General features: G+C 35.7%; 24 protein-coding genes and 6 pseudogenes. 16 read left to right on the top strand and 14 right to left on the bottom strand.

Annotated elements, in window-relative coordinates:
* Positions 1-128 precede the first annotated feature (128 nt).
* Both ACWHVF_RS05895 and ACWHVF_RS05890 read left to right on the top strand, forming a co-directional pair.
* Positions 129-900 (top strand): annotated as a pseudogene (locus ACWHVF_RS05895) (IS3 family transposase); the annotation flags it as partial.
* 73 nt (positions 901-973) lie between these two features.
* On the top strand, positions 974-2,152 hold the full coding sequence (locus ACWHVF_RS05890; RefSeq protein ID WP_064125462.1) for a ribonuclease D: 1,179 nt from the start codon (positions 974-976) through the stop codon (positions 2,150-2,152).
* Between the two features lie 40 nt (positions 2,153-2,192).
* Here ACWHVF_RS05890 and ACWHVF_RS05885 read toward each other — a convergent pair whose 3' ends face one another.
* Together ACWHVF_RS05885 and coaE are read right to left on the bottom strand one after the other, a co-directional pair.
* On the bottom strand, positions 2,193-2,414 hold the full coding sequence (locus ACWHVF_RS05885; RefSeq protein WP_447933254.1) for a hypothetical protein: 222 nt from the start codon (positions 2,412-2,414) through the stop codon (positions 2,193-2,195).
* A 19-nt stretch (positions 2,415-2,433) separates the two neighbouring features.
* On the bottom strand, positions 2,434-3,021 hold the full coding sequence (gene coaE, locus ACWHVF_RS05880; RefSeq protein WP_064085566.1) for a dephospho-CoA kinase: 588 nt from the start codon (positions 3,019-3,021) through the stop codon (positions 2,434-2,436).
* A 125-nt stretch (positions 3,022-3,146) separates the two neighbouring features.
* Between coaE and ACWHVF_RS05875 the strand changes: the two are divergent.
* Positions 3,147-3,550, top strand: a pseudogene (locus ACWHVF_RS05875) (hypothetical protein); the annotation flags it as partial.
* 134 nt (positions 3,551-3,684) lie between these two features.
* Here the strand turns inward: ACWHVF_RS05875 and ACWHVF_RS05870 are convergent.
* Positions 3,685-4,752 carry a 5-(carboxyamino)imidazole ribonucleotide synthase gene (locus ACWHVF_RS05870; protein ID WP_064125485.1) on the bottom strand — a complete coding sequence of 356 codons (1,068 nt, stop codon included), beginning with the start codon at positions 4,750-4,752 and terminating at the stop codon, positions 3,685-3,687.
* 99 nt (positions 4,753-4,851) lie between these two features.
* On the opposite strand from ACWHVF_RS05870, the gene apaG reads away from it, so the two are divergent.
* Both apaG and ACWHVF_RS05860 read left to right on the top strand, forming a co-directional pair.
* Positions 4,852-5,253 (top strand): Co2+/Mg2+ efflux protein ApaG, encoded by a 402-nt coding sequence (gene apaG, locus ACWHVF_RS05865; protein WP_174516854.1) that lies wholly within the window; start codon positions 4,852-4,854, stop codon positions 5,251-5,253.
* A gap of 160 nt (positions 5,254-5,413) precedes the next feature.
* Positions 5,414-5,536 (top strand): annotated as a pseudogene (locus tag ACWHVF_RS05860) (PD-(D/E)XK nuclease family transposase); the annotation flags it as partial.
* Between the two features lie 41 nt (positions 5,537-5,577).
* On the opposite strand, the pseudogene ACWHVF_RS05855 reads toward ACWHVF_RS05860, so the two are convergent.
* The 4 genes and pseudogenes from ACWHVF_RS05855 to ACWHVF_RS05840 all read right to left on the bottom strand — a co-directional run.
* Positions 5,578-5,792 (bottom strand): annotated as a pseudogene (locus tag ACWHVF_RS05855) (phage portal protein); the annotation flags it as partial.
* Positions 5,792-6,823 (bottom strand): PDDEXK nuclease domain-containing protein, encoded by a 1,032-nt coding sequence (locus ACWHVF_RS05850; RefSeq protein ID WP_064125486.1) that lies wholly within the window; start codon positions 6,821-6,823, stop codon positions 5,792-5,794. The gene ACWHVF_RS05850 and the pseudogene ACWHVF_RS05855, both read right to left, overlap by 1 nt.
* Positions 6,824-6,842: 19 nt before the next feature.
* Positions 6,843-7,067 (bottom strand): gpW family head-tail joining protein, encoded by a 225-nt coding sequence (locus tag ACWHVF_RS05845; RefSeq protein WP_064125487.1) that lies wholly within the window; start codon positions 7,065-7,067, stop codon positions 6,843-6,845.
* A pseudogene (locus ACWHVF_RS05840) lies at positions 7,054-7,299 on the bottom strand (terminase gpA endonuclease subunit); the annotation flags it as partial. The gene ACWHVF_RS05845 and the pseudogene ACWHVF_RS05840, both read right to left, overlap by 14 nt.
* 43 nt (positions 7,300-7,342) lie before the next feature.
* On the opposite strand from ACWHVF_RS05840, the gene ACWHVF_RS05835 reads away from it, so the two are divergent.
* Positions 7,343-8,056 carry an IS5 family transposase gene (locus ACWHVF_RS05835; protein WP_447933253.1) on the top strand — a complete coding sequence of 238 codons (714 nt, stop codon included), beginning with the start codon at positions 7,343-7,345 and terminating at the stop codon, positions 8,054-8,056.
* A gap of 143 nt (positions 8,057-8,199) precedes the next feature.
* A pseudogene (locus tag ACWHVF_RS05830) lies at positions 8,200-8,571 on the top strand (hypothetical protein); the annotation flags it as partial.
* Between the two features lie 145 nt (positions 8,572-8,716).
* Here the strand turns inward: ACWHVF_RS05830 and ACWHVF_RS05825 are convergent.
* A complete protein-coding gene (locus ACWHVF_RS05825; RefSeq protein WP_064125490.1) occupies positions 8,717-10,315 on the bottom strand; it encodes an ABC transporter permease in 1,599 nt (532 codons plus the stop codon).
* A gap of 129 nt (positions 10,316-10,444) precedes the next feature.
* On the opposite strand from ACWHVF_RS05825, the gene trhO reads away from it, so the two are divergent.
* Positions 10,445-11,293, top strand: coding sequence for an oxygen-dependent tRNA uridine(34) hydroxylase TrhO (trhO, locus tag ACWHVF_RS05820; RefSeq protein WP_064125491.1), 849 nt, complete (start codon positions 10,445-10,447; stop codon positions 11,291-11,293).
* 73 nt (positions 11,294-11,366) lie between these two features.
* Here trhO and ACWHVF_RS05815 read toward each other — a convergent pair whose 3' ends face one another.
* The 5 genes from ACWHVF_RS05815 to ACWHVF_RS05795 form a co-directional block, all read right to left on the bottom strand.
* Positions 11,367-11,642 (bottom strand): hypothetical protein, encoded by a 276-nt coding sequence (locus ACWHVF_RS05815; protein WP_447933252.1) that lies wholly within the window; start codon positions 11,640-11,642, stop codon positions 11,367-11,369.
* Between the two features lie 42 nt (positions 11,643-11,684).
* The gene (locus ACWHVF_RS05810) at positions 11,685-11,834 is read right to left on the bottom strand and encodes a hypothetical protein (protein WP_156488234.1); all 150 of its coding nucleotides are present in this window, start codon (positions 11,832-11,834) and stop codon (positions 11,685-11,687) included.
* Positions 11,835-11,987: 153 nt separating this feature from the next.
* Positions 11,988-12,581: a hypothetical protein gene (locus tag ACWHVF_RS05805; RefSeq protein ID WP_082860888.1), complete on the bottom strand. Its 594-nt coding sequence runs from the start codon at positions 12,579-12,581 to the stop codon at positions 11,988-11,990.
* 55 nt (positions 12,582-12,636) lie between these two features.
* Positions 12,637-15,087, bottom strand: coding sequence for a type I DNA topoisomerase (gene topA / locus ACWHVF_RS05800; protein ID WP_447933251.1), 2,451 nt, complete (start codon positions 15,085-15,087; stop codon positions 12,637-12,639).
* An 87-nt stretch (positions 15,088-15,174) separates the two neighbouring features.
* Positions 15,175-15,306 carry a TomO hydrophobic C-terminal domain-containing protein gene (locus tag ACWHVF_RS05795; protein WP_447933250.1) on the bottom strand — a complete coding sequence of 44 codons (132 nt, stop codon included), beginning with the start codon at positions 15,304-15,306 and terminating at the stop codon, positions 15,175-15,177.
* 533 nt (positions 15,307-15,839) lie between these two features.
* Between ACWHVF_RS05795 and ACWHVF_RS05790 the strand changes: the two genes are divergently transcribed.
* The 5 genes from ACWHVF_RS05790 (at position 15,840) to ACWHVF_RS05770 (ending at position 18,765) form a co-directional block, all read left to right on the top strand.
* The gene (locus ACWHVF_RS05790; protein ID WP_447933249.1) at positions 15,840-15,983 is read left to right on the top strand and encodes a hypothetical protein; all 144 of its coding nucleotides are present in this window, start codon (positions 15,840-15,842) and stop codon (positions 15,981-15,983) included.
* 6 nt (positions 15,984-15,989) lie between these two features.
* On the top strand, positions 15,990-16,373 hold the full coding sequence (locus ACWHVF_RS05785) for an IS5 family transposase (protein WP_447933248.1): 384 nt from the start codon (positions 15,990-15,992) through the stop codon (positions 16,371-16,373).
* Positions 16,374-16,425: 52 nt separating this feature from the next.
* Positions 16,426-17,437 (top strand): IS630 family transposase gene (locus ACWHVF_RS05780; protein ID WP_447933057.1). Its coding sequence is split into 2 segments (ribosomal slippage): positions 16,426-16,887 and positions 16,889-17,437, totalling 1,011 coding nucleotides; the frame shifts between segments, so codons are not numbered across the junction.
* The gene (locus ACWHVF_RS05775; RefSeq protein ID WP_064125290.1) at positions 17,424-17,699 is read left to right on the top strand and encodes an IS5/IS1182 family transposase; all 276 of its coding nucleotides are present in this window, start codon (positions 17,424-17,426) and stop codon (positions 17,697-17,699) included. The genes ACWHVF_RS05780 and ACWHVF_RS05775 overlap by 14 nt, the downstream gene beginning before the upstream one ends.
* A 67-nt stretch (positions 17,700-17,766) precedes the next feature.
* Positions 17,767-18,765 carry a pyruvate dehydrogenase complex E1 component subunit beta gene (locus ACWHVF_RS05770; RefSeq protein ID WP_064125291.1) on the top strand — a complete coding sequence of 333 codons (999 nt, stop codon included), beginning with the start codon at positions 17,767-17,769 and terminating at the stop codon, positions 18,763-18,765.
* 2 nt (positions 18,766-18,767) lie between these two features.
* Here the strand turns inward: ACWHVF_RS05770 and ACWHVF_RS05765 are convergent, their stop codons facing one another.
* Positions 18,768-19,127 carry a TrbC/VirB2 family protein gene (locus ACWHVF_RS05765; RefSeq protein WP_064125292.1) on the bottom strand — a complete coding sequence of 120 codons (360 nt, stop codon included), beginning with the start codon at positions 19,125-19,127 and terminating at the stop codon, positions 18,768-18,770.
* A gap of 942 nt (positions 19,128-20,069) precedes the next feature.
* On the opposite strand from ACWHVF_RS05765, the gene ACWHVF_RS05760 reads away from it, so the two are divergent.
* The 3 genes from ACWHVF_RS05760 (at position 20,070) to ACWHVF_RS05750 (ending at position 23,004) form a co-directional block, all read left to right on the top strand.
* Positions 20,070-20,591, top strand: a complete 522-nt coding sequence (locus tag ACWHVF_RS05760) for a cytochrome b (protein WP_064125188.1) — start codon at positions 20,070-20,072, stop codon at positions 20,589-20,591.
* 5 nt (positions 20,592-20,596) lie between these two features.
* Positions 20,597-21,625 carry an NAD(P)H-dependent flavin oxidoreductase gene (locus tag ACWHVF_RS05755; protein ID WP_064125187.1) on the top strand — a complete coding sequence of 343 codons (1,029 nt, stop codon included), beginning with the start codon at positions 20,597-20,599 and terminating at the stop codon, positions 21,623-21,625.
* 122 nt (positions 21,626-21,747) lie between these two features.
* Complete coding sequence (locus ACWHVF_RS05750) at positions 21,748-23,004, top strand: hypothetical protein (protein ID WP_064125189.1); 1,257 nt, start codon at positions 21,748-21,750, stop codon at positions 23,002-23,004.
* Positions 23,005-23,097: the final 93 nt, after the last annotated feature.

The raw sequence follows: 23,097 nt of genomic DNA, 5'->3' as shown, positions 1-23,097 counted from the left end.
TAAAACGTTTTTTCAAAATATGGCAAATAGAAGCAGCAGGATTCAAATTAGAAGCTGTTAAGCTGGTTAAAGAAACAGAAGTACAAAAATAGCAAAAGATCTAGGCATAGATGGCAGTATGTTAAGTAAGAAAATATGATGGAAAAATGTCAGAAGCATACGCATTTCCAGACAAAGGCTCCTTATGACAAAGAAAGATTTGATCTAAAAAAAGAACTAGCAAGAGTAACAAGAGAAAGAGACATAAAAAAAAGCCCTGACCAAACAAAAAGAGTAAAGTATTCTTTTATATAGAAATTGCTATAAAATACAGGAACTATGTAGGGTTTTAGACATATCTGCTGGTGGTATGGGTTGCTAAGGGAAAAAGCAGTAAGGAATTAGCAAGAGATGGGCTTCTAGCAGATATTCAAAAAAAGCATCCAAATGCAGATCCCTAAAATTCACGCTGAATTAAAAGCTTTAGGCAAAAATTAAAACAGTACAAAGTGTGATGCAAGGTTCAAAAATAAAAAACAGCAAATAAGCAACCGAGTTGTGGCTCCGAACATATTGGATCAAAGATTCACCACTGATCAGCCAAATTGATGGCCGTTAATAAGCGCAAACCCGAAAAAATCTGCTGTTACATAGCGATCAAGGGTCACAGTATACCTCTCAAAATTACCAATTTCTATTGAACACAAAAAACATCATTTCCAGCATGAGCCATAAGGGATGTTGTTACGATAACTCTGTTGCAGAAAAGTTCACTCAAAAGGGAGCTGCTTATTGATACTTCTCGCTCAACAAACCAGAACTGCCATATTTGAATACATAGAAATCTTTTATAACAAACAACGTAGGCATTCTACTATTAATTATTGCATTCCTGTACAATTTGATGCATCATTCTCATGATAAAAACGTCTTAACTTTTCTCTACTTTTTCTGGGTAAGGTCAGATAAAGTAGAACCACCAAGTGAAAAATATATGCTAATTAGTACAATATCAGAGCTGGAAGATACGTGTGAAGAATTAATAGCAAAAAAGCCGAAATTTATAGCAGTTGACACGGAGTTCATTAGAAATAATTTAACCTACTACCCAAAATTATCGTTAATTCAAATTTCTTACGGAGAGAAGAGTTTTATTGTAGACGCATTAGTGCCAGAAATTGATTTATCATTCATTAAGAAAATAATGCTAAATCAGGGGATAACCAAAGTGTTTCATAGCTGCCGGCAGGATATAGAATCCTTACTCACTGTGTTTAAATGTATTCCCACTCCCATTTTTGATACCCAAGTTGCCGCTATGTTTTGTCATTATTATCATGACTTTATTGGTTACTCAAAAGTAGTAGAGCAATATCAAGGAGTAGTGCTGGATAAAATTAAAGCTAAAAATTCAGATTGGTTAAGGCGTCCGTTGTCCAAGGATCAGTTAGACTATGCAATAAACGACGTGGTACACCTATATGACTTATACCAAATATTGTGCAATAAACTTGAAGAAAATAATAGGACGTGTTGGTTTCAAGAAGAGATGGAATCAATAGTTAATATAAATAAGTATTTACATAGTCCAAAAGATGCATGGAAGAGAATTAAATTTAATTATGAAGCAAATCCAAGATTGGTATTAACTGTTAAAGCAGTTAGTGAATGGCAAGAGACCTTAGCACAGCGCTATAATATGAATCGTAATAAAGTAATTAATAATGCTGTCATAGCTGGTTTTATTGAAAAAAATGTAGAGCATGTTGATGAGATTTTAGATGATCTCAAGAGGAATGCAAAAAATATAAAAGATGCAGATTTACTAGAGTTTGTGAATATTTTTAATGAAAATGAAAAAAATTGGATGCAGCAAAACAGCATCTTACCGAATAATTATGACAAATCTGTATTCGATATACTCTCAATTATTTTAGATAGTAAATGTAAAGAAAGTAATATATCAAGGAAATTAGTTTCTTCAAAAGATGAGTTAACCGGGTCAATATCTGGGCAGATAGATAAACTATTCAAGGGGTGGAGATACGATTTTTTTGGCAGGTCAATCGAATTATTTCTGAACACAAGCTCAAAATTTGAGATTTCAGCAGTGAAATCCGCAAATAATATAACCAAAATTCAGAGTAATTTAGTGGAGAATAACTGTTGCTAAAGTAACTTAGATTTATCGACAATCGTCATCCCGCTACGTGTTAGTGGCTAAGAGATACCGCGGCGGTATGACGGTTAAGTAGGGTGTCATCCAAGTAGCTGACACTGGGATCCAGGAAAATTGATTGTAAACGAGCAAACATTTTCGATAAAATTACCAAAAAGCTAGATCCCAGTGTCAAGCACTGGGATGACAGGAGAGGGAGGCTACTGGGATGACAGCTACCCTGACAACCGTCATCCCGCTGCTTGTTAGCGGCCAAGTGACGGTATGACGTAAAGCTACGTGTTTAGGTTTAATGAATCCACTATTTTTTTTACTTGAGAAAAAACATACTCTTTGCTTACACTGGTATCGATAATAAAGTCACTCATCTTCCTTTTCTCCTCAATAGATAACTGAACATTGAAGATTAAATTTAGCTTTTCTTTATCTATGTTGCGTTCGTTGAGTCTTTGAGCTTGCACAACGCTATCTGCATGGACGAAAACAATAAGGTTGCAATATAAATAGAATTTTGTTTCTAATAGAAGCGGCACATCTAAAACTAAAAGCTTTCTATCGATCTTTTTTTCCTTAGCAATAAAAAATTCTAATTCACGCAGCACAGCAGAGTGAACCAAAGATTGAAATTGTTTCCAATTTTCATCGTAGGCTAAGAAATATTTAGACAGTACTGTTCTACCTATTTCACCATTTACTACCACTCCAGGAAAATTTTTTTCTGCATAACTTATTATGCTTTTATCCACTTTATAAAGTTGGTGTACAACAGAATCAGCATCAAACACAGCAGCACCAAACTCTTGAAAGCAACTAGCTACAAAGCTCTTTCCTACCCCAATTCCGCCTGTTAGACCTATGATCATATAGCAAAATACATTAGACTTCTTTCGAAACTATATTACAGTAGCTGCTGTGTCTACTCAAAACCCAAATTTGGCTATGCAGAGGCTCTGATGATATAAGATGTACAGTCCCAGAGTGTGATGGTATGATAAAATGTAAGAAAAAGATACCATCGAAGGAGGAATTGTGGTTACATGGGTGCGCCCGGACAACAGCGTAGAGCAATACAAAATAGTATAGCAAAGCTTTCCAAACCTTAATCCAAAAACTATTGTCGAAAACGCTCATTCACTAAAGACGCTCAAAACATCCAAGATCAACTGTTCTAACTTTAGAAGAAGAAGGTCGCATTTCGGAAGCATACACTTCTACCACTAGATGATTGCCTTGCAGTCTACAATTCCGCACTTCTAGCCTGCATCGCTGTTATAACATTAGCAAACTGCCAGATGTTGATTAAACCAAAAAAGAAATTTAAGAAATATCCTATAGCATATTGATATTGCAGAAGTCAGAACAGAGGAGGGAAAACTATATCTATATATGGCCTACAATTATGCAAAGAGACTCAAAACTCTTAATGGTCTTACTCCTTTTGAATTTATATGTTCTCAATGCTCCTGAATTATTTATATTAAACTTATACCATCACACTCTGGGACTGTACACCTAATAAGAGAGACTCAATAACTTAAATCTATATTGACATGTCCCATTTTACGCTTATCTCTAACCTCTTTTTTCCCATATATGGTTAAACTAGCTTTTTCGTTGCTCAAATACTTATGAGAATCATATATATCGTTACCTATTATATTTTTCGTCATACAAGGAAAGCGTAATACTACTTCCTGCATAGGTAGCCCGCATATTATCCTAACCAGCTGTTCAAATTGACTAACGTTACATGCATCCAAGCTCCAGTGGCAAGAATTGTGAGGTCTTGGAGCTAGTTCATTAACTAACAACTCGTTATCTTTAGTAACAAAAAATTCAATAGCCAGAATTCCTATTACATCGAGCGCATTTGCTATTTTCTTTGCAGCTCGTTGTACCTCTTGAGTTAATTTGCTATCTATTTTAGCTGGCACTGTTGAAGTATCAAGTATTCCATCAACGTGGTAATTTTCTGCTATAGGAAAAAAAGCTACTTTACCGTTTTTATCTCTTGCAATAACTATTGAAACCTCTTTCAGTAAATCAACACTTGCTTCAAGAATGTACTCTGTATTCCAATCAAAGGAAGCAAATTGCTTCACTTCAGAATCATTCTCAAGCACATATTGCCCTTTTCCATCGTAACCCATTTCTGTTGTTTTCAGCCTTATTGGATAGCCAAAAGCTCTACTGCTTTTCAGTAGCTCATTATAATTTTGTATACTCTTATAGTTAGCAGTTTTTATACCCAAGTTTTTAATAAAATCCTTTTCTCTCAGTCTGTTCTGCGAAATGTGTAACGCTTTTTTACCCGGATAAAAATTTACATCGATATCAATTGCACTACATGGAATATTTTCAGACTCAATAGTAACTAAATCCACACTCTGTGCAAAAGATTCAAGAGCTTTCTTATCAGAGAAATCTGCTATTGTGAAATCATCAGCAACAGAGCAAGCCGGATCATCTTTAGCACTGGCAAAAACATGTATTTTTTGTCCAAGTTTTGTTGCAGCGATAGCAGTCATTTTACCTAATTGTCCACCACCTATTATTCCTATTACTTTTTTGCTCAGCGCATCTGGTCCATTCATACTATAAATTGATATTTCCTAATTAAAGTATACTTGAAAAATCTATGAAAAAAGTATATAATTAGAATGTTATCTTTTTATCATGAATATTCTATAATGATTCTAGAATACACACTAACTACCAACTTTGTTGAAGTTACAGTTTTACCAATTTACATTGAAGAACAATCCATTCCTTATGAAAATTGCTATGTATGGATGTATAACGTTAAGATAAAAAACAAAAGCCAATCAACTATTCAATTGTTAAGTCGTCATTGGCAAATAATAGATTATAAGGGAAAAGTAAACGAAATTGCCGGAGTTGGTGTTATCGGAGAACAACCTGTGATAAAATCTGGAGAGGTATTCAAATACACAAGTGGAACATACTTAAATGCACCGTCAGGAATAATGCAGGGTAAGTATGAATTTCTGAATGAAGAAAGCATAAAAATTTTTGAGGTTATGATACCACCCTTTTCTTTGGATAGTCCATACGTCAAAACTAGACCCCATTAACTGTCAAAATAGTTTATTTGTAACCAGACTGCATTCTGTGATTTTTAGCAAAGCACGATCTTTCATTTGAGCTTTCTTCAATTTAAAATAAATACAGAAACTAGCTATCTCCAAAAATATGGTTGAATAATTGTGTGTATAATTATTAATATTTTCAAGCATTTTTGCCATCAAAATTTCTCGCAATGATTTATGTTTCAAAAAAATCTTTGGAACGGAAAAAAATAAGAATATCCTGATCCACTTTTTGAACGATATTTTAGGGTTTACTGATACCAATTCTCATTGTTGTGCATCTGTTTCCCGTGTAATGGGAATTGGTATTACTATCGTATCGATGATGTTTGCTGCATACGAGTTCTTTCTTACCATGTCACGTGATCGACTACGCAGGTGTTCAAGGCTCTGGGAAAGTAAGCTATTTATACTCCTACTTCTGGTTGAAAGTGCAATAATCTCCTTCCTGAACCTGATGCATCCCAGGCTGAACTTTTGATTTTTGGCTTACTAAATAGTTGTTTGAATGATTTGAGCAGCATTACTTCTCTTTATCTGAAATTTTTGATAACTCAGCTTCTAATTCTTCTATGGTTGGCAAAGCTGTCCTTATATTCTTTGGTAGACTTTCAGTAATTTGATATTCTGCCAACCCTATCGGTTTACTTATGTCTTTCAGTGTATACTTAGCTAGTACGTTATCCTTTGATCTGCATAAAATTAATCCTATAGATGGTTGATCTGTCTCATGTTTCAGTAAATCATCAACGGCTGAAAGATAAAAATTCATTTTTCCTGCATATTCTGGCTTGAAATCTTTGTCTTTTAGCTCGATTACTACAAAGCAACGTAGCTTTAAATGGTAAAATAATAAATCAATATAGAAGTCTTTATTTCCAACATCTAAGTGAAATTGCCTGCCAACAAAGGCAAAGCCTTCACCAAGCTCTAGCAAAAACTTCTCTACATGGCCTACAAGCCCTTTTTCTACTTCTCTTTCATTAGCATCCTTTCCTATACTTAAAAAATCAAAAACATATGGATCTTTTAGTGTGTAATGCGCTAAATCTGATTGAGGTGAAAGTAGCTTCTCTTTGAAATTAGTGATAGCCTTTCCCTGACGCTTATGCAACCCAAGTTCAATCTGCATTACCATGATGTTTCTTGACCAGCCATGTTCAATTGCTTCTTTTATATAAAACAACCTTGTTTCTCGACTCTCTATCTTTTCTAAAAGAGTAACATTATGGTACCAAGTTAATTGTGCAAGAGGCTCCTGCACAAATTCAATATCAGAATACTCCTCAGCAAACTTACGCATATACTTCAAATTTCTAGGACTAAAACCTTTCATTTCTGGAAATGCGCTTCTTAAATCCTTACTTAGCTGATCTATGATTTTAGCACCCCAGCCATGTTCTTTTTGGCGCTTTAAGATCTCTGTACCAATATGGTGGTAAAGCACAATAAGCTTGCTATTTACTGCTAGTGCTGCTTTATAACGACTAGTAGCAATCTGTTCTTTCAACTGCTCTAAAAATTCTGTATATTCTTTTCCTATAATTTTTGTCATAGTGTTCCTTTCAACGATATTATATGATCCCTTTATTCGTTGAAATAACAATCTTTCTTTTTGGCTTCACACCTGCTACTTTCAATTCAGCTTTAATTCGTTGTCTTAAATCCAATAGATCTTTTATCTGCACTTCTCCATACCTAACCACATGGTCACCATATGCAATCGATACTACTCTTTCCCCGCTCTGTAGCTTCCTTATCGCTTCTTCAACTTGGGCTAAATATTCACTGCTGTACATTCTTCTCACCCAGCCATCTACTCTTTCTTACCTTTTTAGGCTTTTTAGCTTTTTCTCCTACTAAACTTTCCCACTTACTCTCTGGCCATCTATCTATTCCCAGTGCTATCGATGCTGCTCTTGCGTAAATTCGGCAATCTAGTACTTCATTTCGATCCCTTATCTTTTGCCACTCTTGCTTGGTATATCCTTTTACTACTTTGGTAATTAGTTGTTCTGCAGTAAGAGATTGTCCACAAACTAAAAAAGGTGTAGATTTAAATAAGAGGTTAGAGGTGAGAAAGGAGTATCCAACGGACCTAAGCGAAAGAGAATGGGAGTTAATAGAGAAGTATTTGAGAGTATCGTATAAGAAGGGAGGAAGGCCGCTAAAATACAGCAAAAGAGAGGTATTAAATGCAATTCTTTATGTACTGCGTACAGGGTGCCAATGGAGGTATTTACCAAACGATTTTCCGTCATGGAAAGCAGTACACGAGCAATTTAGGAGATGGAAAAAGCAAGGAGTTTTTGAGAAAATGAACTACGATATCACTAAATATAGCAGGTCAAAAATGGGAAGAAATGAGGAGCCAAGTGCGTGTATAGTAATCTGTAAAAACGACAGAAAAAGGGGGACAAAAGGCTACGATGGAGCAAAAAAAGTTAAAGGTAGAAAGAGGCATATAATCACGGATACTCAGGGTTTTATATTGGGATGTTATGTGGGAGCTGCAAATGAAAATGACAGAGATGGAGTTAAGATAGCATTAGATAATATGAGGAAAAAATATACTAATGTTAGGAAAATGTGGGCTGATATGGGATATCAAGGAAAAGAGCTAAAAGATTACGTAAAAATAGAGCACAATATAGATATTGAAATTGTTAAAAGGCCTCCGTGCAGATTTTGGGTGCATAAAGATACACCACCAGAGCTATTACCAAAAGTGGAGCCAGGATTTAAAGTGCAGCCGAGAAGGTGGGTTGTAGAAAGGACTTTTGCTTAGATCAATAGGAATAGAAGGTTATCTAAAGAATACGATCTCCTTACAACATCTACCGAAAATTTCATATATTTGGCTATGAGTAGGGTTATGCTGAAGAGGGAATATGCTTGAATTTACTGATTTGCGGACAAGCTCTTAGACAACAATACGCAGAAGAAACAACAGAAGAGGACTTAAAAGAGATAGCAGAAAAAGCGCCAATAATAAAGCTAGCATATGATGAATTAGACAAGTTTCGTTGGAACGAAAAAGATTTAGTAGCTTACGAAGAAAGAATAATGGATCTACGCAAAGAAGAAGCCATTCTTGAATACAGACTTGATCTTGCTACTGAAAAAGGCAAAAAAATTGGTAAAGAGGAAGGGAAAATTGAAGGGAAAATTGAAGTCGCAAAAGCAATGCTGGCTAATAATGTTGACATCAACATTATTGTTGAGTGCACTGGTCTTTCCATTAGTGAGATTAAAGAATTAAGTGTGAACGGTCAATGGCGTCAACTTAAGGACACATTTTAGACTTCTTTGTTGAAATAAAACAGAAACAAAAGTGCTGTTTATTGCACTCTTTGGATAATTTAATGATAAAAAATTTAGAGAGAAATTTTATACACTATCGCTGATATTTTTCCTTAAGTTGACGCCATTGTGTGAACGGTTACGTTTATTTTTTATCCTTATCATCAAGTGTAAATAAGGTTATTGTAGAGATTAAGCCTATTATAACTATTATTAACGAAAATGGGGCAGCTTCTCTATAGCGCTCATCGCTTACAAGTTCATATATTCTAGTTGATATAGTTTCAAAATTAAATGGTCTTATAATAAGTGTTGCTGTGAGCTCTTTGATAGTATCCATAAATACGAGCAAAAATCCCGATAGTATACTCTTCTTGATGAGAGGGATATGAACATTCAAACATGTGGAAATAGGTCCATGACCCATAGTATATGCAGTCCACTCAATTTCATTTGGTGTTTTTTTGAGCCCTGACTCTACCGCCTTGAAAGATATAGCAAAAAAACGAAATAAATATGAGTAAACTAATGCGCCAATAGTTCCTACCAAGCTAATTTCCACAATATATTGAGTAATGAAAGAGGATATTCTGCTTAAAAATATTATTATGCTGATTGCGATAATTGCATTTGGAATTGCGTAGCCTAAAGAAATAAGACGTGCTACATTATTGATTACCTTATTTTTACGCGCCGTATATCCAATAATTATTGCAATGCTAATTGAGATTAGTGCAGTGATGAATGATAAACTAACGCTATTTGCTATTATGTTATAGAATCTTGCTTCATATATGAAAAACCCCTTCTCTATGCTCCAATATATGAGCGGAATCATTGGCAAAATAAAACCTATTAATATCGGCAATACACACATAAGATAAGCAAAGATCAATGGTATAGTGCCACTTATACTCCGTTTGTTGTGATAATCTGAATTGGTATTGATTGAAGAGTAAGATATTCCTTTTTTTTGTAGTTTTTTTTCGATAGCTATTAATGTTGCAACGAAAATCAATTCTGCAACTGCTAAAACAGTAGTTGAATATTTATCATGCAGTAAAAACCAAGTGCGATATATTCCTGTCGTAAAAGTATCGATAGCAAGAAACTGTGGTGTGCCGAAATCTGTAATTACCTCCATTAGCACCAAGGACAACCCAGCTATAATTGATGGACGTATGGAAGGTATGATGACAGAAAACAGGCTCTTCAATGAGGAGAACCCAAGTGTTGACGCAATAGTGACTGAGTTACTAACATTCTTTAGACTTGAGCGGACTAGCATATAAACGTATGGATATAAACTAAATCCCATTACTAATATTCCACCACCTAGGGATTTTATTTCAGGAAACCAATAGTCACCTTTGCCCCACTCTAAAATGTCTCTTAATGAGCTCTGCACCGGACCTGAAAATTCTAGTGTATTCACATAGACGAACGCTACTATATATCCAGGAATCGATATCGGAAAGAACAAAGCAATCTCAAAAATTTTACTTCCAGGAAATGAAAAAAATGTGGTGAGCCATGCTGGAATCACTCCAAATATGAAGGATATCCCCCCCACTCCTATCATCAAAATTAGCGTACTCAGTATATATTCAGGGAAAAGTGTGCTGATTACCCATCCAGAATTTGCTGACTCTGTAAATAGAATCGATATTAACGATAGTATAGGACAGACGAATAATATACTTACTGAAAATAAGAATATATTTTTAAATACTCTCAAAAACATTAATTTGGATCTATATTTGATATTAAAATGTTATATGTAAAAACTGAAGATATCCAGTAATTAACAGCCGTACTATTGAATATCTTTATAATTTTGTATATCATGTTTTTAGTTGATAAGTGAATAATCATGAGCTTCGTCATTGCAACTTTCTATCACTTTGTAGAACTCTCTAATTATTATGACATGAAAGACGAAATAAAAGCTGCATGCGACAACGTTGAATTAAAAGGCACTATACTCCTTGCAGAAGAGGGTATTAATGCAACCGTATCTGGTGAAAGAAACGCGATTGATAAAATATTCGATTTTCTACGTTCTGATTATAGGCTAAGGGACCTTACATGGAAAGAGAGTGCAGCAGAATATCAACCATTTAGTAAGATGAAGGTAAGGTTAAAAAGAGAGATTGTGAATCTTGGTGTAGGCAATCTTGATATTTCCCTTAAGGGTAAATATGTTGATCCAGAGCATTGGGATGATTTTACTTCTCAACCTGACGTTTTAGTAATAGATACACGAAATGAGTATGAAGTGAAATTAGGCAAGTTTAAAAATGCAATCAATCCACATACTCAGCGTTTTCGCGATTTTCCTGAGTGGGCAAAGTCTTTCTCTGAGAGTAAAGACCTGAAAGTGGCTATGTACTGCACTGGTGGGGTTAGATGCGAAAAATCAACAGCGTACATGAAAAATCTTGGATTTAACAATGTGTACCACCTGAAAGGCGGCATTCTTTCTTACCTTGAAAAAACTTATAATAAAAATGGTAATTGGGAAGGTGAGTGTTTTGTTTTTGATGATAGAATTGCTGTTGATAACTCACTTACTCCAAGCAACACAATAAAATGTATATTCTGCTCAAATCAAGTTTCAACGGACAAGCTGAAGTCAGTTCCACGTGGCCAAGTGGTTTGTTCTGATTGTAAACTTCAGTGTTATAGCTATAATAAGGTATCTGTTCAGGGAAGTGGCTAATGTGCAAATAAAGTACATGACACACAGCTGTACGAACATTTGTTTGCAAAGGTAATTTGTACAACAAATGGTGTCATTCCAGTGCTTGACACTGGAATCCAGATACGATTTCATCATATAAATCTTTCCATTCTTGGTTTGTTTTTTCAATTAAGTTTATTTTCCGTATCTGTTCAGATGCATGGCTAATGTACAAATATTGAAACAAAAATTCCAGTGCCCCTGTGATGTCATTCCAGTGCTTGACACTGGAATCCAGCTTTTGATCGAAAATGTTGTATAGTACACAATCAAATTTTCTGGATCCCAGTGTCAAGCACTGGGATGACACCATTTGTTGTAAACTCACTTTTACTCTATGGTCTTGCCGCTATCCTGAACGGATACCTGACTACTTGCTAGAACAAAAACACATCATAAACTTTTGCTGAAGCTTTCTTTTTCGTTCACTTGCAAGTATATAAACATAATAACTTTTCATATATAGTAACCTGGATCCCAGTGTCAAGCACTGGGATGACACCATTTGTTGTAAACTCACTTTTACTCTATGGTCTTGCCGCTATCCTGAACGGATACTCGCGATTCATTCGCAGTATCTCAGCCGCTAACAAGCAGCGGGATGACGAGGTCTTGAAATAGTCTTGTGTTAGCTATAGAAGAAAGCCCCTGTGCTAGTATTTAATACAGATCTTCAATAACTCTTGTGAGACTGCATATTTTTAACTTCAGTGTTTTCAAGATATGTACTCACAGCATAACCCACCCCAGCTCCGAGTAACGCGCCAACCACAGCAGATGCAATAAACACTGCAACAGAGACGCCAACAGGAGTTAAAGCAGCAGCTCCTAAACAATATGCTGCAACTAAACCAATAACTAAACCAACTGCTGCTCCACAAATATAGTATTTGCTACTGCTTTTAAGTTTTTCTTGCGAGTTTGATAACTGATTTACATTTCCGCTTTTATTGCTAGTATTGCATCTTTCTAAATCATTCTCTAAATCATCTTTTAAACCACTTTCTAAATAACTTCCCAAACTATTTTTTAAATCATCTTTTAAATCACTGGCTAACTCTTCTTCACTGCAATCTTCTATTATTACAATACCTCGTTTGAGTAATTCTTCTTCATATTCATCATTAATACTGTTCCTACCAAGATCAAGCACTTTGATTTCCGTTTTTTGTTTAACAAAGCCTAATAACTCGGTTGTATCTACGTTATCCAACTCATGTAAATCTAAAGTTTTACCTCGGATATATCTATTAAATTCTATTGCCATTCTCCCTAAGCATTGTCAAATATATTTCAATTTTACCTAATATTTCAACAAAAGTCTACTTTTTATTCTTAATCAACTCTAAAGCCTTCTTCAAATCTATACTCTCAATATCTGCACTCTTGCCCAAAGCAACGTTTGTTTTACCGCATTTTATATAGAATCCGTACCTACCATTGCAGATAAAAACTTCTTTTCCTTTTTCATTAACTCCGAGAGATTTTAACTCTTTGCGTGGACTGTTTGCAATAATTTGTACAGCTTCGCTCAATTCTGTATTCAGCACCTCTTTGGAGCTTTTCTTAAGAGAAAAGTATCTACCATCATAGAAAATATAGTACCCGAATCGTCCAAGGCCTATTTTTACTTCCTTTCCGTTTTCAGGGTGTTCTCCGATTACTTTCGGCAAGGAAAGTAATTGAGTAGCGGTGCTCAGATCAATCTCATTAACATTTATATCTTTTGGTATAGAAACCGCTTTTTTCTTTTCTGACTCATTATTAAACTGCAGGTAAAGCCCAAAAGGACCTTTTTTAATTACTACCTCTTGTCCTGTTATATCATCTATACCTAAACTTTTTGGATATTCTAAATTGTCATTACTGCCCGTAATTTCTTTTGTATGGTTGCATTCAGGATAGTTAGAACATCCAAGGAACACTCCTGCTCGCCCAAAGTTCAATTTTAATATACCATCAGAGCAAGCAGGGCATTTCTTACCTATTTCTTCTTTTCCTTCCTCTGAACAAAACCAATTGATTACCAAATCGTGAATGCCGCTGAAAACTTCATCATGCGTCATTTGCTTAACAGAGTTTACATGACCAAAAAATGGCACCCAAAAGTGGTTCAATTCTTTTTTCCAATCTGCATGTCCATTTGAAATTAAATCAAGCTTTTCTTCCATTTGTGCTGTGAAGTCATACTCTACACAACGCTGAAAAAAGGTTTCTAAAAATATAGTAACGATTTTACCGCGGCTGCTTGGAATAAATCTTTTGTTATCCAATGAAACGTACTCACGATCTTGTAATACCGAAATAATTGTTGCATAAGTTGATGGGCGGCCTATACCGATTTCTTCCATTTTTTTAACGATACTTGCTTCACTATAACGAGGTGGTGGTTGAGTGAAATGCTGTTTTGGCTCAACTGAAATCAGCTTACATGCTTCCCCTTCTTTCATGGCAGGTAGCAGGCCTTCATTTTCGGCTTCCATGTTATCTTGATAGACTTTATAAAAACCATCAAAGAATATACTTGATCCACTTGCTCGCAGAATTACTTTCTGGTCAGTAGAACTAATTTCGACTACCACTTGATCAAGGATCGCCGATTCCATTTGACTTGCAATGGTTCTTTTCCAGATTAAATCATACAATTTAAATTGCTCTGGCGTTAAGTAATCCTTAATACTACTCGGCGTTCTATTAATATCAGTTGGCCGGATTGCTTCATGTGCTTCTTGAGCATTTTTGACCTTTTTTACATATTTACGAGGAGACTGTGGTAAATATTTATCACCATATAACGACTTAATTGACCCTCTAATTGAGTTTATAGCCTCATCTGCAATATGAAACCCATCTGTACGCATGTAAGTTATCAACCCTACGGTTTCACCACCAATATTGATACCTTCATATAAATTTTGCGCTACTCGCATAACATTTTTCACATTAAAATACAGTTTATTCACTGCATCTTGCTGAAGACTTGAAGTAATAAATGGAGGAAGTGGGTTTCTCTTAACTTGCTTGCGTTCTACTGTGCTTACAGCATATTGCCTTAATTCAATCTCCCTGACTAAGTTCTTTGCCTCTTCTTCATTCTTAATATCAAATTTTTCCAGCTTTTTATTGTCATAGTGGCTTAGCATAGCAAAAAAAGCCTCATCTTTGCTATTTTGCATTTCTGCCTTTATGCTCCAATACTCCTGTGTTATAAACTTACTGATTTCATCTTCTCGTTCGCATATAAGCTTTAATGCAACAGACTGCACTCGCCCTGCAGACTTGCTTCCCGACAATTTTGTCCACAACAGCGGTGACAAGCTAAATCCAACTAGATAATCCAAAGCTCTGCGTGCTTGCTGTGCGCGCACTAAGTCCATGTTTATTCCACGTGGATTTTTTATAGCTTCTTGCACTGCTCTTTTTGTTATTTCGTTAAAGACTACTCTATGAATGTTACTTTCATCATTGATTGCTTTCCTTTCCTTTAGTGCCTCTATCACATTCCAAGCTATTGCTTCTCCTTCTCTATCTGGATCTGTTGCAAGGTATATGTCTGATGTTTTACTTGCTTCCTTTGCCAACTCTTTTACATATTTTTCTGCCCTTTCAATAATCTCATACTTTATAGCGAAATCGTTATCCGGATCAACAGAACCGTTCTTCACTGGAAGATCTCTCACATGGCCAAAAGATGCAGCTACTTTGAACTCTTTACTTAAATATTTGCCTATTGTCTTCGCTTTCGCAGGTGATTCAACTATTAATAATGCCATATTGTTAATTATTTTAGTATTTAAAGATAATATGTTGAGAAATATACGATGAAAAGTAAAAAAATATTTTAATAGGTCTTGTGAATTTTACAGAGTAGGTTGTTCATGGTTTACAGAAAACCCTTGGACCTTGCTATTTTCAAGTGAATTTGAAGGTCTATTACAATAGTATATGATTGCAGCAGCAACAAGACAACAAGCTCCAACTACTATTCCCACTGCTATAGCTAACCCAAGAAAGGTTTACCTGAAGGATAGAATAGGTTATAATGGCATATTAAAGAGATGAGAAATGCCAAGCCCATATAGTGAAGACCTCAGAGAACGAGTTCTCAAAGCAGTTGATGAAAAAACAATGACGATAAAAAGAATTAGTGAAATATTTAAACTGAATATAAAAACAATATATTTATAGAGGAAAAGGAAAAGAGAAACAGGAAACATAAAGCCATCTTCAGGCTATCAAAAAGGTGACTGAGCCTCACCGGTGGCAGAATCTGGGTCACGAGGTCTTCTTCCTACACTCCATGTAAGAGCAGATAGTGCCTCAAAAGAACTGCCACCTATCCACTCTGAGAAGTTATTATCTTCTCTTGCTTTCAACCAAGTAATACTTATTCATATCATCCGGGTAAGGTCAGTTTGTAAAACTTAATTTGTACGCTTCCTAGGCTCTGTGGACAAAAAATATGAAGAGGGAGAAAAAAAGTGGTAGTTTAACCAAATGAACATAAAAATGGAGAAACTACCGAATGGAATATTATATAAAAGAAAGAAATTGGAAACAAATTTTAGAATTCATAAAAGGCATAAAAGGAATGCATAGTAAAGACGAAAAACGTTTAAGAATATTCATAGAAGCAGTGTGGTATATGGCGCAAAGTGGTTGCCAATAGCGACTTTTGCCGAAAATCTATGGCAATTACAGAAGTATACACAAACGATTTAAGAGATGGTGCGAAAGGGGTATTTGGAAAAATTTATTGGAGTACACAAAACAAGAGCCAGATTTAGAAGCCGTCATAATCGACGGTACGATCATTAGAGCCCATCCATGTTCGGCTGGATATACAAAAGATTCGAAGGATCAAGAGGCTTTAGGGCGAAGTAAAGGTGGCTTTACGACTAAAATTCATGCACTTGTTGATGCATTGGGAAATCCTTTAAAATTTATACTTACTCCTGGCCAGAGGAATGAAATTACACAAGCTGAAGTATTAACAAAAAATGTCTATAACTCCATTGTAGTAGCTGATACCAATTCCCATTACACGGCAAACAGATAGACAATAATAGAAGACAAGCCATAATGAAATAAGTGAAATAGTCGAGGTATAAATGGCACTAAGATCAAAATTATTGGATGAAGAAGTAGTAAAATCAGCAAAAAAAATGCTGAAGAAAGTAAGGAACAATGCATATGTTGCAAAAAAACTAAATGCTGTAATTGCAGCAAAAAAGCATAGTATAACGGCTGTAGCAAAAATATATTGCATTTCAAGAAGCGCACTAACTTCGTGGATAAAACTCTTGAAATTAGGCAGAGAAGAAAAATTGTTTGCTCCTCCACAACGGCGTAGAAAAACTAAATTAAATCAGGCTCAACTACAGCAAGTTGAAGCATGGGTAGGAGAAAATCCTAATATTACCATTAAAGAAATGAGAATAAGAATCCAGGAAAAGTTCGGCTTAAATATTAGCAAATCTACAGTACACCGCTATATGCAAAAGATGAAATTCTCTTATATTACACCAAGACCAGTACACAATGTACAAGATAAAAGAAAACAAGAGGAATTCAAAAAAAAATCTCAACGAAGTTATTGGCAAGTATTCTGAAAAAGAGCTGTTTTTCTTCGATGAATCGCGGTTTGGCACACATTCAAAGACCGGGCATGGATGGTTTAAAAAAGGCGTCAGAACAAAAGTTAAGGTAAAATTAGGTAGGGAAAATTTTTATCTCTACAGTGCAGTTAATCCTAGAAATGGGGAGAATTCTAGCTTGTTTGCACCGAATGTCAACACTGATTGTATGAATATATTTCTTGAGCAAATGTCTCAATATTTGGGACCACGAGAAGCCTTTCTTGTTATGGATTGTGCTAGTTGGCATAAGTCGAAAAGTTTAAAGGTACCTAAAAATATTGAGATTATATACCTACCACCATACTCACCTGAACTCAATCCAGTTGAGAGGCTTTGGTTGTATGTAAAACAGAACATTTTGCGCAATAAAATATACGATACTATTGCTTTGCTTGAGAGTGCTTTGTGTAAATTTATTACTTCTCTTACCTACTCCACAATTAAACAACTCTGCTATGTATCCTATTTGAATGACCAACAATGAGAATTGGTATGATAAGGGTTATGACAGCAATGCTTTTGTGGTCAGCCTTGAAAACAGGAAATGTGAAATCGTAATTCCATCAAAAAGGAATCGAAAAGTGCAAAGATACTATGATGAGCATATTTATAAAGAACGTCATTTGATTGAGTGCTTTTTCGGTAAAATTAAAAATTTTAGGCGCATTTTTTCCAGATTTGACAAGACCGCAGAGGTTTACATGGGATTTCTAAATTTTGTTGGAGCTCTCATATGGCTTCTCTAAAATTTTGTCCACAGAGCCTAGTAATTCTGATATAGTTACTTTAGTTAAAGTCTATAAAAGTTTATAAATGGCAACCTTAAGTGTAAGAGAAGCTTTATGCACAGCGATCAGAGAAGAAATGCAAAACGACCCTGACGTGTTAATCATCGGTGAAGAAGTTGCAGAGTATGATGGTGCCTATAAAGTAACAAAAGGATTACTGAAAGAGTTCGGAGAAAATAGAGTGGTTGATACGCCTATTACCGAACATGGATTTGCTGGCCTTGCTATTGGAGCAGCATTCGCTGGATTAAAGCCAATTGTCGAATTTATGACTTTTAATTTTTCTATGCAGGCTATCGACCAAATCGTGAATTCCGCAGCAAAAACAAATTATATGTCAGGTGGACAACTTGGATGCCCCATAGTATTTCGTGGGCCAAATGGTGCTGCAGCAAGAGTTGCTGCACAACACTCTCAATGCTTTGCATCTTGGTATTCGCATATACCGGGGTTAAAAGTAATAGCACCCTATTTTGCCTGCGATTGCAGAGGTCTGCTTAAAGCTGCAATTCGTGATCCAGATCCAGTGATATTTCTAGAAAACGAGATAGCTTATGGACATGAGCATGAAGTTTCTGACTCTGAGCTATCAAACAAAGATTATCTACTTGAGATAGGCAAAGCTGCTGTTATACGGGAAGGAAAGGATGTAACTATCACTGCTTTTTCATTAAAATTAATGGATGCCTTAAATGCAGCAGATTTACTTTCGAGTGAAGGTATAGAAGCTGAAGTTATTGACCTCAGAACCTTAAGACCACTTGACACTCAAACTGTTATTAACTCTATTCAGAAGACTAATAGGTTAGTTAGTGTAGAAGAAGGATGGCCATTTGCAGGAATAGGAGCAGAGCTGTCAGCCGTTGTTATGGAACAAGGATTTGACTACCTTGATGCTCCAGTTATGCGCGTAACTGGCAAGGACATCCCCTTACCTTACGCTGCAAACCTAGAAAAAAAAGCATTACCGCAAGTGGAAGATATAGTTGAAGCCGTGCATCAGGTCTGCTTTAGAAAAAAATAACCCTATTGGTTCTTTTTTGTGTCTCCTGTTCCACATTGGTCCATCAAGGAAGTATTTCCAGTGCTGCCTATACCACCCATTACTTTTGTCACAATAGTTTTAGCACCGAAAAATACAGCACAAAATATACCGAGTGCAAAAAGAGCCGGCCATGGCATTCTACCAAATATCGCAAGCAAAGCTGCACCTATTATCACTACGGTCATAAGCGGTCCGCCTATTCCCCAAACGTAGCCAATGATATTACATATTACTTGAGCAGTTGTATCGTCATTGGCGTTAGCAGCACTCCCAACATGAGAGAAAGAAATAAATAATACTATAAGAAAAATATTGAAAATTCTCTTGATTGTAGGGTTCATCCCTATACCTTAAATTTAGATATTGCAATTATACCTAAAATACTATAATTTTTAGTAAAACTAGCATAAAGATTAACGATGCCACGAAAGTAGTTGACACACAACTGCACGAACATTGTAATATGGCACGATATCACATAGTAAACGATGTCATCCCAGTGCCCTGACTACTTGGATCCAGGAAACTTAGTTGCAAGTAATGCATTGGGTTGGTGAGTATGGGTTTTGCGTTATAGAATGAAGCACTTTTGGTGAATTTATAAAGAAAGCTGGATCCCAGTGTCAGCTACTCGGATGACACCCTACTAGCAGAAGTTACTCTCAAATGTTTGTTCATGTTAGCTACAAACATTAAGAAATTTACCAAATAAAAAAAAGGCAAAAGAAACCCTAGTCATTGTCTATTTTCAGTATTGGCGTTTTTTAAGTCTTAAACGCTGCAATTTAGCTGCTTTTAAATGCAACTAACCTTAGCTTTAATATTTAAGAAATTTACCAGCAGAAAAAAAAGACAAAGAATCCCCGGAGTAGCTAGTTATTCCACTCTTTATTTTAAAATTTGACGTTGGGTGATGTCTTGAACGCTTTATAAGCGCGTTTCAGCTTATGTAGGTAAAAACCTAGAAATTTTATAAAGACATACGGTGCACATAGTGCAAAAATTAAACAATAGTACGCCAAATACAAGTCTTCTTGTCGTTTTAATCTGCACAGATTGGGAAGTTAAATAATATAGCTTCACTGTCATGATAAGGGGGCTGGCGGAGTTTGTCAAGCAAGTTTTGCATTTAATCCGTTTATGGCTTAGGTGCCAGCCAGCTACTTGACTCCCGGCTGGGTCGAATTTGTATAGCTACATTGTCGGTAAATCTAAATTGCTTTCATAATTTTGATTGAAAAATAGTTTTTCTATTATATAAATGCTACTTTAGGGTAATCAAAATGGAAGACAATAAATATAGCCTAGGTTTAAGAGTTATCCATTGGTTGATGGCTGTTTTTATTATCGGTATGCTTTGCTCTGGACTTTATATGAAAAGCTTACCACTTAGCAATGAAATTAAGTTCAACATATACGCTATTCATAAGGCTTGCGGTATCACTATTCTTGGATTAATCATAGTACGCATATTTTTTCGCGTCTTTACTTATGTTCCACCACTTCCAGCAAATTTTTCTCGGTTTGTAATCAATGCAAGTAAAACAGTACACTTTGGTTTATATTCTTTGATGGTGCTAATGCCACTATCTGGCTATGTTATGTCTTCTGCTTCTGGCAAAAAGATCAAATATTTTTTTCATATCCCTTTGTTGATTAATCAAAACAAAGATCTAGCTAACACGGCTAATCAGCTACATTCGATGTTTGCGTATTTTATGGTACTCTTTATAATCTTACATATACTTGGCGCTTTGAAGCACACATTTATAGATAAGCAAAACATTTTTAAACGTATGATATAGGTTATATGTTAAGTAGCCTCTGGAAAAAAGGAACAGATTTTCTTGGTAGTGAGTTTGCTATAATGGGTGGTGCTATGAGCTGGGTTTCGGAGAGAAATTTGGTTTCGGCAATCTCAAACGCTGGTGGTTTCGGTGTAATTGCATGTGGTGCAATGTTTCCAGACCTATTGAAAAAAGAAATCATAGAGACACAGAAATTAACTAACAAACCATTTGGTGTAAACCTAATTACTATGCACCCAAAGTTGAGTGAGTTGATAGATGTGTGCATTGAAACGAAAGTAAGCCATATAGTGCTTGCCGGTGGACTGCCAACAAAGCCTAATATAGAAAAAATCAAGGGTGCGGGCATTAAAGTTATGTGCTTTGCACCAGCATTAAGCCTTGCGAAAAGGTTAGTAAAAATGGGAGTGGATGCGTTAATAATAGAGGGAATGGAAGCAGGCGGGCACATAGGGCCAGTTAGCACTTCTGTTCTCGCACAAGAGATATTGCCTCATTTTAAAAATGAACAAATACCAGTGTTTGTTGCAGGTGGAATAGGAAGAGGTGAAATGATAGTTAATTACTTAGACATGGGAGCAAGTGGCTGTCAAATAGGTACATTATTTGTCTGCACTAATGAGTCAATTGCCCACAAAAATTTCAAGGAAGTGTTTATTAAATCAGCTGCGCGTAATGCAATACCTTCTGTACAGATAAGTGCTGATTTTCCTGTAATTCCAGTAAGAGCTATAGCCAACAAAGCAAGTGATGATTTTATGAAGCATCAAAAAAAAGTTATTGATGAATACCAAAAGGGCCAGATCTCAAAAGAAGATGGGCAGCTTGAAATAGAAAAATTCTGGGCTGGAGCTTTAAGAAGAGCAGTAATTGATGGAGATGTTGAAACAGGATCTCTAATGGCCGGTCAAAGTGTTGGCATGGTTGATAAGGAAAAGCCTGTAAAAGAAGTGATAGACATGTTAGTTCAACAGGCAAACAATTATATTGAGAGCAAATCTGTAGAAGTAGAAAACCCAGAAAGCAAATAGTTAAGCGACCTCACAATAAGCAAGTTGCCATAATTATCCATAATATGGCATAATTGCCCAGTTTTAATGTAAAATTAACGCTAAAGAGGTATCTATACATTTTATTATGTATGGAGGAGTCTATGCCAGGTACTGTAAAAAAATCTAAGAGTAATGAAAAAGATATTAACCAGCAATTGCACAACACTATATACAAAAAGGTAACAAAAAAAGAGCACAAACATCCAAGCCCACAATCTGAAAAAGACAGAACTCTGAAAGAATGCATAGAGTTATTCAAGAAAGAGGCTGACCCTGAGGTATTAACTAAATTAGAAAAATCGCTGAGAGAACGAATTGAATTAGAAAAATCACCGGAAAAACAAGAGGAATATCAAAAACATTATAAGTATTATATCAAAAACTTTCTTCCTGTATTGAAAGATGAAGTAATAAAATCAGAAGCACTAGCTGTATCTACAGTATTTGGCAATGGAATAGAACAATCACAAAGACCACAAACAAAAAGAGGAAAAATAGTAAAAACAATTTTGGATATTACTAACAGGAGCAGCAGTGTAAGCTCAATACCAAGTGCTGTTAAAGAAAATATTGAAGATCAAATGCAGCTAGGACATATTGAAGAGCAAAACAACACACAAGAAACACCCTTGAATGTAGCTGAGAAAAAAAGTGGTGATAATAAAATACTTAGTAATTCAGATGTTACAGAGGAAGTGTTTGAAAAATATAGCAAGGTTGTGGAAGAAGAGGAGAAGCAAACTTCTAAACTCAGTAGTGACAGTGAATCAGATAGTGGAATAAATTCACCTGGCTTAGCATCAAGTAGTAGAAGGAGCAGTATAAGCTCAACATTAAGCTCTACTGAAGAAGATAGTAATCCACAAAAAGAAGAAACTGGAAATAAAGTGCTGCTAGAACAGACCGCAGAAGAAGAGCCAGCTCAGGTGTCATCCCAGTGCTTGACACTGGGATCCAGAAAAAAAGAAAATATGGACCCAGATGGTCAGGCTACTCAGATGACAGGTAGTCAGCCATTGCAACCTGAAGAAAAAAAGAACACCGCTCCCATTGTGCAAAAACCTTCTGCAAACAAAAACAATAGTAAAGGTACGCCACCTGAGAAACAACCCAATAACAGAAATCTTCACGTTGCATTTGTAGCAGGTTGTGCTCTCTCTACAATAGGGTGCATTGTTGCAGGAGCAATGACATCAGGATTGATAGGAGCAGGACTACTTGCTATGGCTGCAGTGTTTGCTATAGCAGCAGTAGCTGAATTGCATTCAAACTTTCTGTCAAGCAAATTAACATCCATTAATGTGAGTCCTCTTGTTGATGATAAGAGCTTACAGCATGTTCGCAGCGGTAAAAATTAAAATATGTGTTACTTGTAGTGGATAAGTGAATTCAGTTCTTGCCTATTGATATAAAAGTTGTTATATTTGAGGAATATTTAAAGGGTATTTAGT

The organism is Wolbachia endosymbiont of Dactylopius coccus, assembly GCF_977011065.1.
This window is presented reverse-complemented; position numbering and strand designations above follow the sequence as displayed.